Genomic DNA, 10,310 nt, shown 5'->3' on the forward strand with positions numbered 1-10,310 from the left:
TGGCAGATGTTGGCGTGGCTGATGACGATGCCCTTGGGCACGCCGGTCGAGCCCGAGGTGTAGATCAGGTAGGCGGGATGCGCCGGCGTCAGGCCCGCCGCGCGGAGGTCCGGGGCCTCGGCCGTCGCGGGCGTGCCGGCGAGCAGCGCCTCCGGGGTCAGCGCCGGGGCGGCGTCCGGCGCGCCCGGCGCCAGGGCCGGCGAGACGAGCAGCGCCTTGGCCGCGGCGTCCGCGAGGCAGGCCGCGACGCGGTCGGCCGGCGCCTCGGCATCGAAGGGCAGCCACGCGGCCCCCGAGAGGGTGATGCCGACCTGAGCGATCAGCAGGTCCGGGCCGCGGGCCATCCACAGGCCGACCACGTCGCCCGGGCCGATGCCGCGATGGGCCAGCGCCGCCGCGACGCGCCCGGCGCGCGCGGCGACCTCGGCATAGGTGAAACGCGGATGTCGCCCGTCGGAATCCGTCGTCGCGCCGTCGATCAGGGCCGGATGGCCCGACCGCGCGCGGACGCTTTCCGTAAAGATCTCGGCCAGGACCTCGTCGCGGAGCAGGTCGGGCCGCGCGGGGCCGCGCAGGACCGCCCGGTCGGACATGCGCTCTGCGTCGCTGCGCCGGTCCGGCGCGGGCCGGGTCATCTCGGCGAGGCCACTCATCGCTTGCTCCGCTGCCGGCGCCGAACGGAGCCGGACCCGTGATCGTTTCGTCTTCGCCCCGTCGCGGTCGGCGCGGCGCGCTGCCCGTCCCTGAGGCCGGAACGTGCCGTTGTCGGGGCATGGGCCGTCGGAGCCCCCGCCGAAGCGGACCGGTCCTCTGCGATCGGATGTATAGCCCGCCGTTGAACGGCGCTTGAACAAATCCGCCCGCCGGCGAAGGATTCACGCCCAGCGCCACCCCGCCCCGTCGAGAACGAGGACGCCACCCTGGCGGATGCCGATCCGAGGCGCCGCCTTGATGCCGAGATGGCCGAGCGCCACCAGCATCGCCCGGGCGACGCCGCCGTGGGCGACGACGACGGTGGTCGCGCCCAGGCCGGCGAAGGCCGGCGCGACGCGCGCGGTCAGCATCGCGTAGCTCTCCGCCCCCGCGCCGGCGGGCCGGTAGCCCCAGCGGTCGCGGTCGCGCGCCCCGGCGCCGGCCGGATCGCGCTGCCGGATCTCGGCCCAGGTCCGGCCTTCCCAGGCCCCGAAATGAATCTCCTTGAGCCGCGCATCGGTGCGGTAGGCGGCCGGCGGCAGGTCGAGGCGGGCGCGCAGGATCTCCATGGTCCGGCGCGTCCGGACGAGTGGGCTCGCGACGAAGTCGGCCTCCGCGAGACCGTCGCCCGCCAGCGCCCGGAGGCGGTCGGCGGCCTGCTCCGCCTGGCCGCGTCCAACGGCGTTGAGGTCGATGTCGCGCTGGCCCTGGAGGCGGCCCTCGGCGTTCCAGTCGGTTTGCCCGTGGCGGACGAAGTAGATCGTCGGCACCGTCCTCACGCCCAGGCGGCCCCGGCCCCCGCGATCACGCGGCCCGTCCTTCGATCCCGTCTCGCCAGGGAAACTCGCAAGGGAAACTCGCCAGGGAAGCACGTCCGCGACTTCGCCGAAGGGTGGCGGCGGACACCCTCGGTGTCCGCCGACGACGCGCAGGCATGCAAGCCGGGTGCCCGGACTCGGAGCCATGCCCGATCCCGTCGGACCGGTGTCGACGTCGTCGGGAAGGGCGCTAGGCCCGGCCGCCGGTCGGCGGTAGAGGTGTGTCCATGAGCAGGAAGAACAACAAGCCGGATCGGCAGCGACGGGCGGCGGAGTCCGGTGCGGCGCGGTCGCCGGACGGCCCCGCGGGCGCGCCGGGGCCGGGCGCCGGCCACGCCCGGCCCGTCTCGCCCGCGGCCGCGGGGATCGTCACCGTGGCGCCGGGCACCCGCTTTGACCTGTCGACGCTCGATCCCGACGGCGACGGCGGCCTCGACAAGGGCGGGGCGAAGGCGGCGCTCGCCGCCGAGCGCGCCCGCATCCAGGCCGCCCAGGAGAAGCTCTACGCCGAGCGGCGGCAGAGCCTGCTGGTGGTGTTCCAGGCGATCGACACCGGCGGCAAGGACGGGACGATCCGCGCGGTGCTGGAGGGCGTGAACCCGCAGGGGTGCACGGTCGCCGCGTTCAAGGTGCCGTCCTCCGAAGAACTCGATCACGACTTCCTCTGGCGCTACCACAGGCATACGCCACGCCGCGGCATGATCGGCGTGTTCAACCGCAGCCATTACGAGGACGTGCTGGTGGTCCGCGTGAAGGGCCTCGTGCCGGAGCCGGTCTGCCAGGCCCGCTACGGCGCGATCAACGCCTTCGAGCGGATGCTCGGCGAATCCGGAACGCGTGTCTTGAAGTTCTTCCTCCACATCTCGAAGGACGAGCAGAAGGCGCGGCTGGAGGCGCGGCTCGCGGACCCGGACAAGTGGTGGAAGTTCGACCCGGGCGACCTCGTCGAGCGCAAGTCCTGGGACGCCTACCAGGCGGCGTTCTCCGACGCGCTCACCCGCTGCTCGACGCCGCACGCGCCCTGGCACGTGGTGCCGGCCAACCGCAAGTGGTTCCGCAACCTCGTCGTCGCCCGCACCATCGCCGACACGCTGGAGGCGATGGACCCGCGGTTTCCCGAGGCCGCGAAGGGGATCTCGGACCTGATCGTGCCGGATTGAGGTTTGGCTCCCTCATCCCCTCTGCGGGAGGTGGCCTGCGCAGCAGGTCGGATGAGGGGAGCCACGCTTCCGAAATGTCGCGCTGCCCCCCTCCCGGTCGCTCCGCGACCACCCTCCTCCGCAGAGGGGAGGGTTGCGGCGTCCCTCAATCCCTGTCGAGGCTGAGGTCCGGCGCGTCGGGGTTCTTCATCCCCACCACGTGGTAGCCGGCATCCACATGCAGGATCTCGCCGGTCATGCCGCGGGACATGTCGGAGATCAGATAGGCCGCCGTCTCGCCGACCTCGCCGATGGTCACGGTGCGGCGCAAGGGGGCGTTGTACTCGTTCCATTTGAGGATGTAGCGGAAGTCGCCGATGCCCGAGGCTGCCAACGTCTTGATCGGGCCGGCCGAGATCGCGTTGACGCGGATGTTCGACGGGCCGAGATCGGCGGCGAGGTAGCGCACCGAGGCTTCGAGCGCGGCCTTGGCGACGCCCATGACGTTGTAGTGCGGCATCCACTTCTCGGCGCCGTAATAGGTCAGCGTCAGCAGCGAGCCGCCGTTCGGCATCAGTTTCTCGGCGCGCTGGGCCACCGCCGTGAACGAGTAGCACGAGATCATCAGCGATTTGGTGAAGTTGCCCTCGGTCGTCTCGATGTAGCGGCCGGTGAGCTCGTCCTTGTCCGAGAAGGCGATGCAGTGGACGACGAAGTCGATCCCCTCGGGGAACACCTCCGCGGTCGCGGCGAACACCGCGTCGATCGAGGCCGGGTCGGTGACGTCGCAATGGCCGACGACGTGGGCGTCGAGGTCCCGCGCCAGCGGTTCGACGCGCTTCTTGAGGGCGTCGCCCTGGTAGGTGAAGGCGAGCTTCGCGCCGTGCGCGTGGGCGCTCCGGGCGATGCCCCAAGCGATCGAGCGGTTGTTGGCGACGCCAAGCACCAGACCGCGCTTCCCGGCGAGCAGAGTGCTGCCCTTCGCGCCCGCGCCGAGCCCGTCCGTTGCGTCGAAAGCCGCCATGCCACACCCGAAATTCGCCGCGGCGCTCGGGAAGCCGGGCCGTCCCGATCCCGGAGACGGCGGTTTCGCGCCGGGGGCATCCTTAGCGGAGCCACGCCGGGGACGGAAGTCCGGGCGCGGAGCCGGCTACTCGGCCCGCGCGGTGCGACGTGCCTCGACGAACGCGGTGAGCCCCGCATCCTCGGCCGGCAACTGGATCGCGGTCACGGCGAACAGGTCGCCGCGGGTGCCGTCCTTCTTCGGCAGGCCCTTGCCGCGGAGCCGGAAGGTGCGCCCGGAACTGGTCATTGGCGGCATCCGCATCTCCACGGCCCCGGTGAGCGTCGGCACCCGAATCGCGCCGCCGAGCACCGCGTCCTCTAGCGGCACGTCGACGGAGGCGCGCAGGTCCGCGCCCTCGACGGTGAAGTGGGGATGCGGCAGCACGCGGATCGTGAGCATCGCGTCGCCCGGCTCGGCGCGCGGCCCGCCCGGCTGGCCCAGGCCGCGGAGCCGGATGGTCTGGCCGTCGACGACGCCCTTCGGGATCATCACGTCGAACGCGCGCCCCCCCGGCAGGCCGACCCGCAGCTTCTCCTCGCTGCCGATCTGCTCCAGCGTGACGCCGAGTTCGGCCGACACGTCCTCACCGCGTGCCGGGGCGCGCTGGCCCGGACCGGCACCGCCGGCGCGGAACGCCTCGCCGAACAGGTGCGAGAAGATGTCCTCGCCGACGCCGCCCGCTGCGCCGCCGCGGCCGCGCGCCGCGCTGTTGAAGTCGAACCCGCCGGGGCGGGCGCCGCCGAAGCCCTCGAAGCCGGTGGCGCGGGGCTTGCCGTCGGCATCGATCTCGCCGCGGTCGAACTGACGCCGCTTCTCGGGCTCGCCCAGAATCTCGTAGGCGGCATTCGCCTCCGAGAAGCGGTCCTTGGCCTTGGCGTCGTCCTTGTTGCGGTCGGGATGGTAAGCCTTGGCGAGCTTGCGGTAGGCCTTCTTGATGTCGGCCTCGCCCGCGCCCTTGGGGACGCCCAGCACCTCGTAGGGATTGCGCATCGGTCTCTTGAACTTCGTGGTTTCGCTCGCCTGGCGGGTCGGCGGCGCGATCCGGCATGTGGGCGACGTGTTGCCGATAGGCAACGTCTGTCCGGCGAAACTCTGCGCAAGCGGCGCCGCCGTCAACCCGCCCGGCTCGTGCGGAGCCGCTTCAGCTCCCACTCGCCGCCCGACGGCCTGCAACCCGTCCCGCGCACGAAGCGGCTGCGCTCGGGCCCGATCACGGATGCGAGGAAGTCGCGGCAGATCAGGTCCTCGGCGACGTAGGGCAGGCCCGTCGGGTTGACCGAGCCGCGCAGGCCCGTCTCCGGGTTGTCCCACTTCACCGGCTTGCCGTTGCCCTGCGGATCGAGGGCGACCGCCAGCGCGGCGCTGGCCCGGCGCCAATCCTCCTCGCCCAGATCCGCGCCGAAGCTCGTGGGACGGCGGCCGATGCTGCCGGTCACGGTCGGCTCGTCGGACAGCCGCTCCGCCTGCGCTTCGGCGCCGGGATCGGGGCGGAAGATCAGCAGCGGCTGGCTGCAGGCGCAGAGCCCCGCGACGAAGCCGCAGGCCAGGATCGCCCGCACGGCCCGGCCCGGCCCGCGCGCCGCCGCGACCGGTTCCTTATTGTCGCGACGACGCATTACACCTGAACCCACGACGAAATGGCGCGTATGGGTGCTTCCACGTCGGTGCCCCCCGACCCGGATGTCACAGTGGAGGATTTAAGCCGTGGACGCGTTAACGATCGATGAGCCGGCCGCGCGCGATCCGGTCGCGCCCGGGGCGGCCGCGGACGACTTCACCCTGAGCGACGACCCCTTCGGCCTGTTCTCCGCCTGGATGGCCGAGGCCGAGGCCGCCGAGCCGGAGGACGCCAACGCGATGGCGCTCGCGACCACCGGTTCGGACAGCCTGCCCGACGTTCGGATGGTCCTCCTGAAGGGCGCCGATACCCGCGGCTTCGTGTTCTACACCAACGTCGAATCGGCCAAGGGCGAGGAACTGGCCCAGAACCCGCAGGCCGCCTTCGTGCTGCACTGGAAGAGCCTGCGTCGGCAGATCCGCGCCCGCGGCCCGGTGACGCGCGTGACCGCCGAGGAGGCCGACGCCTACTTCGCCAGCCGCCACCGCGACAGCCGGATCGGCGCCATCGCCAGCCGGCAGTCGCGCGCGCTCTCCGGCCGCGCCGCGCTGATGGCGGAGGTGGCCGAGCTGTCGGCCCGCTACGAGGACGGTCCGGTGCCTCGGCCCGAGCACTGGACCGGCTTCCGCATCGCGCCCGTGGCGATCGAGTTCTGGCGGAACGGCGCGTTTCGCCTGCACGACCGGGTCCGGTTCACCCGCGACGGCGCCGGCTGGAGCCGGTCGCGGCTGTATCCCTGAGCCGGCTCACGGGATCAGCGCCGGCAAGGGCGGCGCCACGCCGTCGGGCAGGGCGGTGCGGGCGACGTTCATCGTCATGGCGAGCAGCGCGTAATAGCCGTTGATCCCGGTGAGGTCGATCGCTCCCTGCTCCCCGAACAGAGCGACGAGGGCGGCGTAGGTGGCGTCGCTCACCGCCTTGTTGCGCTGGAGCTCCGTCGAGAAGGCGTGGACGGCGGCCTCCTCGGCCGACATCCCCTCCGGCCGGCGACCCTCCGCGATGGCCTGGGCGACCGCCGGCGCCACGCCGGCCTTCAGCGCGATCGGGTGGTGGATGTGCCACTCGACCTGCTGGCTCCAGGCGCGCGCGACGATCAGGATCGCGAACTCGCTGATCGCCAGCGGCAGCACGCTGTCGTAGCGCAGGTACAGGCCCATGTCGCTCGCGCGCAGCATCAGGTCGGGGCTGCGCAGCAGCGGCACGAACGGCCCGAAGACGGGGGTTTTCCGCGCCGCCGCGAACGCCGCGGCGGCCGCGGCCTGGGCCGCGGTGAGCCGGCCTTCCGGAATCTCCGGCATCCGGTCGATCGGGCGGGTCGTCTGCTGCATCGTCCTGGCATCCGGAAGGGGCACGGCGCGGGCCGCGGTCCGGCGGACATCCTGCCGCCCGGCCGCGGGGTCAAGAGGCTTCCCCCGTTGCTGCGGCGCGGCGAGGACCCTGGATTTCCGCTCCCGCTGCGCTTAGACCGGAGGAGCTGCGCGGCGGCAGGCCGGGGCGCTTCGCGCACCGGCCCCGAATGGAAGCGAGGCACGGCCTTGGCCACGACCGGAAACGAACGCCGCCGCGTGATGCTGCTCACCGGCGCGAGCCGCGGCATCGGCCACGCCACCGTCAAGCGGTTCTCGGCCGCGGGCTGGCGGGTCATCACCTGCTCGCGTCACGCGTTCCCTGAGAACTGCCCGTGGGAGATGGGGCCGGAGGACCACCTCCAGGTCGACCTCGCCGACCCGGAGGACACCGTGCGCGGCGTCCGCGAGGTCGCCGAGCGCCTCTCCGTCGAGGGCGGTCTGCTGCACGCGCTGGTCAACAACGCCGGCATCTCGCCCAAGGGCCCGGGCGGCGCGCGGCTCGGCGCCCTGCCGACCGACTTCGCCACTTGGCAGCGGGTGTTCCAGGTGAACGTCTTCGCCACCGTGCTGCTGGCGCAGGGCCTGCGCGACGAACTCGCCCGCGCCAAGGGCTCGATCGTCAACGTCACCTCGATCGCCGGGTCGCGGGTTCACCCCTTCGCGGGCGCCGCCTACGGCACCTCGAAGGCGGCGCTCGCCGGGCTGACCCGCGAGATGGCCGCCGATTTCGGGCCGCTCGGCGTGCGCGTCAACGCGATCTCGCCCGGCGAGATCGACACCGCGATCCTCTCGCCCGGCACCGACAAGATCGTCGAGCAGATCCCGCAGCGCCGGCTCGGGACTCCGGACGAGGTCGCCAAGGCGATCTACTTCCTGTGCACCGAGGCCTCGTCCTACGTGAACGGCGCCGAGTTGCACATCAACGGCGGGCAGCATGTCTGACCGGCGGTCCTGCCGGCCGGTCCCGTTCCTTCTCGCCGTCCTGTCCGCCGTCGCCCTGCCTGCCCTCACCCCGCCCGCCGCCGCCGAGCCGGCGGTGACGGTCCTCGACCTGCCGTTCCGGGCGACCGCGATGCGCGGGCCGCGCAGCGAGGTCTCCGTCGCGGTCGCGACCTCAGGGCTGATCCCGCTCGCGCGGCCGAGGGCGTCGGGCGCGGCGCCGGAGGCCGGCGAGGAGGAGGGCGCGCCCCTGGTCGTGGTCTGGGGCGAGGGCGGCGGCGCGGCGCTGAGCCTCGTCGAGGGCGCGATCCGCACCACCCTGCTCGGCGCCGAGGCGATCGAGGGGCTCGCCGCCGCCGAGACGCCGCGCGGGGCGCTGCCGGGCTCCCGCCGCGCGCTGTCCGGCGCGACGAGCGCCCACCTCAGCGGATCGACCCGCGCGACGGGCGCCGACGCCCCGGCCGCGGCCGGCCTCACCATCCGCGAGCGCCGGCCGGTGGCGATGGGCGGCGAGCCGAAGCCGGTGCCGGTCTCGACCGTCACGGTGCCGGCCGGACCGGACGGCGCGTTCGCGCCGTTCCGCCCGCGTGCGCTACGGCTGTCCGGCCGCCTGGCCTTCGTCGCGGCGACGCTTGGTGACGGCGACCGCTGCGGCCTCGCGGTGATCGCGCGCGCCGGGATCGGCGACTGGGCCGTCGCCGCGCGGACGCCGCCGCAGGAGGGCGCGCCGATGAAGATCGCCGCCGTGTGGGATTTCACCGGTGCCGGCGCGCTCCAGGTCGCCACCGTGCGGGGGAAGGCGGGTATGCTCCAGCTCTGGACGACGGATGCCGACCCGATGACCCTGGCGGGCGAGGCGCCGGGCTATGCCGCGGGCACCGGCGATGCGGAGCTTGCCGCCATCCTCAACGAGGGCGCCGGCGCGCCGGACCTCGCGCTCCCGACGATCGATGGCGCGGCGCTGGCCCTGGTATCGCTGAAGGGCGGCATCCGCGAGCGCGCGCGGATCGCCCTGCCCGCGCCCGCCGCCTTCGGGGTCTCGGCGCTGGGCGAGGGCCGGGCCGCGCGCCTGCTGGTCGGCCTCGCGGACGGCCGCATCGCCGTCGTCGCGCCCGGCGGGACGCGGCCGTGAGCGAGGCCGCGGCGAGGCTGTACCCGCTGCGGCCGTTCGTCGGCGCCTCGATCGCGGTGATCCGCGGCGACCGGGTGCTGCTCGCCGCCCGCGCCAACGCGCCGATGCGCGGGGTCTGGACCCTGCCCGGCGGCCTCGTGGAAGCCGGCGAGGCCCTCGCCGAGGCGGCGCTGCGCGAGTTGCGGGAGGAGGTCGGCCTGTCGGCCGAGGTGGTCGGCGTGCTCGCCCCGACCGAGATCATTCAGCGCGACGCCGACGGACGCATCCGCCACCATTACGTGGTCCATCCGCACGCCGCCCTGTGGTGCGGCGGCGAGCCCGCCGCCGGCCCGGAGGCCCTCGACGTCCGCTGGGCCACGCGCGACGAGATTTCGGGACTGGAGACGACGCCGGGCCTCTCCGGCACGGTGGCGGAGGCGTTCTCCAGGGTGCGGGCGCAGCAGGCGGCAGCCGCACCGTGAGCCTTTGCCGCGATCCTCGACCCGCCGCCCCGACCCATCCTCCTCATCCCAAGGTGCCGCGGCGAAGCGGAGGCTCCGAAGGAGCTATCCAGCCGCCTCGGCGGGTTTCGGGGGCCTCCTTCGAGGCCCGCGGGCACCTCCGTATGAGGGGGATGGGTTGGGTGATCGGCGTCGGGCTGGCGATCCTGTCCATCGCTGCCACGCCCCCCACCCTCGCGCAGCAGCGCGCGCCCGCGCGCCAGGTGCCGAAGCCCGCGGAGAAGGAGAAGGAGCCGCCCGCGCCCCCGGAGCAGGCGGCGCCCTACGACCGCGACCTGATGCGGCTCTCCGAGATCGTCGGCGCGCTCGCCTTCCTGCGCGGCCTCTGCGCCGGGCCGGACGCCGCCGAATGGCCGGGGCGGATGAAGGCGCTGATCGAGGCCGAGGGCGTCACCCCCGGCCGCCGCGACCGGCTCGCCGGCGCCTACAACCGCGGCTACCGCGGCTACGCGATCACCTACCGGGTGTGCACGCCGGCCGCGGACGAGGCCGCCGGCCGCTTCGTCACGGAAGGCGCGCGCCTGTCGCACGCCCTGGCGGGCCGGTTCGGCGGTTGATGCGGCCGTCTGATGCAACGCGGCCACACCGGACGAGCATCCGGGAAAACCGTCGCATTCGCGCGGCTGCGTTAACCGCTTCGCAATTCCCGGCTGGCCGCGGACCCGTGAGCCGCCTATCGTCCTTGCCGTACGCCGGGCGGTCAGCCCTCGCGCAACGGATGCGACGCGCCATGCAGAACAGCACTCAGACCGCCCCGTTCGAGGCCGACGTGGACGAGAAGCGCGCCGCCCTAGGCTACGTCTCCGAGGCGTTCGCCGAAGGCTGTCTCGACGGCCTCGACGGCGACTGCATGGCCCAGGCCGCCCTGTTCGCCGCCTTCCAGGAACTCGTTATGACCTACGGTGAGGAGGCCACTGCCCGCTACGCCGAAGGCTTTCCCGAGCGCATCCGCGGCGGCGCCTTCACCACTGCCCTGCAGCACTGACGGTTCCGGTGCGGGTTCAGGCCCGCGCCAGCGCCTCCTCGAACACCACCGCCTCGCCCCGTGACGGAGCG

The 10,310-nt window shown here is 73.6% G+C and carries 13 protein-coding genes; 7 read left to right on the forward strand and 6 right to left on the reverse strand.

Annotation, left to right across the window (positions count from 1 at the left end; genetic code table 11):
* Both ACFE86_RS18325 and ACFE86_RS18330 read right to left on the reverse strand, forming a co-directional pair.
* A partial coding sequence (locus ACFE86_RS18325) for an AMP-binding protein (protein WP_375456753.1) occupies positions 1-653 on the reverse strand: 653 nt, incomplete at its 3' end.
* A 222-nt stretch (positions 654-875) separates the two neighbouring features.
* Positions 876-1,472: a histidine phosphatase family protein gene (locus ACFE86_RS18330; RefSeq protein ID WP_375456754.1), complete on the reverse strand. Its 597-nt coding sequence runs from the start codon at positions 1,470-1,472 to the stop codon at positions 876-878.
* 266 nt (positions 1,473-1,738) lie between these two features.
* On the opposite strand from ACFE86_RS18330, the gene ACFE86_RS18335 reads away from it, so the two are divergent.
* Positions 1,739-2,671: a polyphosphate kinase 2 family protein gene (locus ACFE86_RS18335; protein ID WP_375456755.1), complete on the forward strand. Its 933-nt coding sequence runs from the start codon at positions 1,739-1,741 to the stop codon at positions 2,669-2,671.
* A gap of 145 nt (positions 2,672-2,816) precedes the next feature.
* Here the strand turns inward: ACFE86_RS18335 and fabI are convergent, their stop codons facing one another.
* The 3 genes from fabI to ACFE86_RS18350 all read right to left on the reverse strand — a co-directional run bounded on the left by fabI (position 2,817) and on the right by ACFE86_RS18350 (position 5,332).
* Positions 2,817-3,674 carry an enoyl-ACP reductase FabI gene (fabI, locus tag ACFE86_RS18340; RefSeq protein WP_375456756.1) on the reverse strand — a complete coding sequence of 286 codons (858 nt, stop codon included), beginning with the start codon at positions 3,672-3,674 and terminating at the stop codon, positions 2,817-2,819.
* Positions 3,675-3,800: 126 nt separating this feature from the next.
* Complete coding sequence (locus ACFE86_RS18345) at positions 3,801-4,706, reverse strand: DnaJ C-terminal domain-containing protein (protein ID WP_375456757.1); 906 nt, start codon at positions 4,704-4,706, stop codon at positions 3,801-3,803.
* Between the two features lie 122 nt (positions 4,707-4,828).
* On the reverse strand, positions 4,829-5,332 hold the full coding sequence (locus ACFE86_RS18350) for an RT0821/Lpp0805 family surface protein (RefSeq protein WP_375456758.1): 504 nt from the start codon (positions 5,330-5,332) through the stop codon (positions 4,829-4,831).
* Positions 5,333-5,495: 163 nt separating this feature from the next.
* Between ACFE86_RS18350 and pdxH the strand changes: the two genes are divergently transcribed.
* Entirely contained in the window at positions 5,496-6,074 is a 579-nt protein-coding gene (gene pdxH, locus ACFE86_RS18355) for a pyridoxamine 5'-phosphate oxidase (protein ID WP_375456763.1), read from the forward strand.
* Between the two features lie 6 nt (positions 6,075-6,080).
* Here the strand turns inward: pdxH and ACFE86_RS18360 are convergent, their stop codons facing one another.
* Positions 6,081-6,662 (reverse strand): carboxymuconolactone decarboxylase family protein, encoded by a 582-nt coding sequence (locus ACFE86_RS18360; RefSeq protein ID WP_375456759.1) that lies wholly within the window; start codon positions 6,660-6,662, stop codon positions 6,081-6,083.
* A gap of 240 nt (positions 6,663-6,902) precedes the next feature.
* On the opposite strand from ACFE86_RS18360, the gene ACFE86_RS18365 reads away from it, so the two are divergent.
* The 5 genes from ACFE86_RS18365 (at position 6,903) to ACFE86_RS18385 (ending at position 10,239) form a co-directional block, all read left to right on the forward strand.
* A complete protein-coding gene (locus tag ACFE86_RS18365; protein ID WP_375456764.1) occupies positions 6,903-7,625 on the forward strand; it encodes an SDR family NAD(P)-dependent oxidoreductase in 723 nt (240 codons plus the stop codon).
* On the forward strand, positions 7,618-8,754 hold the full coding sequence (locus ACFE86_RS18370; RefSeq protein WP_375456760.1) for a hypothetical protein: 1,137 nt from the start codon (positions 7,618-7,620) through the stop codon (positions 8,752-8,754). The genes ACFE86_RS18365 and ACFE86_RS18370 overlap by 8 nt, the downstream gene beginning before the upstream one ends.
* Complete coding sequence (locus tag ACFE86_RS18375) at positions 8,751-9,215, forward strand: NUDIX hydrolase (protein ID WP_375456761.1); 465 nt, start codon at positions 8,751-8,753, stop codon at positions 9,213-9,215. Before ACFE86_RS18370 ends, ACFE86_RS18375 begins: the two co-directional genes overlap by 4 nt.
* Before the next feature lie 152 nt (positions 9,216-9,367).
* Complete coding sequence (locus ACFE86_RS18380; RefSeq protein ID WP_375456762.1) at positions 9,368-9,811, forward strand: TIGR02301 family protein; 444 nt, start codon at positions 9,368-9,370, stop codon at positions 9,809-9,811.
* Between the two features lie 173 nt (positions 9,812-9,984).
* A complete protein-coding gene (locus tag ACFE86_RS18385) occupies positions 9,985-10,239 on the forward strand; it encodes a hypothetical protein (protein WP_147728485.1) in 255 nt (84 codons plus the stop codon).
* Positions 10,240-10,310: the final 71 nt, after the last annotated feature.

It is taken from the genome of uncultured Methylobacterium sp., from assembly GCF_964244095.1.
GTDB lineage: Bacteria > Pseudomonadota > Alphaproteobacteria > Rhizobiales > Beijerinckiaceae > Methylobacterium.

Coding starts and splice junctions, on each gene's coding strand:
- ACFE86_RS18335 (WP_375456755.1), top strand. CDS start 1,739: ATGAGCAGGAAGAACAACAAGCCGGATCGGCAGCGACGGGCGGCGGAG.
- fabI (WP_375456756.1), bottom strand. CDS start 3,674: ATGGCGGCTTTCGACGCAACGGACGGGCTCGGCGCGGGCGCGAAGGGC.
- ACFE86_RS18345 (WP_375456757.1), bottom strand. CDS start 4,706: ATGCGCAATCCCTACGAGGTGCTGGGCGTCCCCAAGGGCGCGGGCGAG.
- ACFE86_RS18350 (WP_375456758.1), bottom strand. CDS start 5,332: ATGCGTCGTCGCGACAATAAGGAACCGGTCGCGGCGGCGCGCGGGCCG.
- ACFE86_RS18360 (WP_375456759.1), bottom strand. CDS start 6,662: ATGCAGCAGACGACCCGCCCGATCGACCGGATGCCGGAGATTCCGGAA.
- ACFE86_RS18365 (WP_375456764.1), top strand. CDS start 6,903: ATGCTGCTCACCGGCGCGAGCCGCGGCATCGGCCACGCCACCGTCAAG.
- ACFE86_RS18370 (WP_375456760.1), top strand. CDS start 7,618: ATGTCTGACCGGCGGTCCTGCCGGCCGGTCCCGTTCCTTCTCGCCGTC.
- ACFE86_RS18380 (WP_375456762.1), top strand. CDS start 9,368: ATGGGTTGGGTGATCGGCGTCGGGCTGGCGATCCTGTCCATCGCTGCC.
- ACFE86_RS18385 (WP_147728485.1), top strand. CDS start 9,985: ATGCAGAACAGCACTCAGACCGCCCCGTTCGAGGCCGACGTGGACGAG.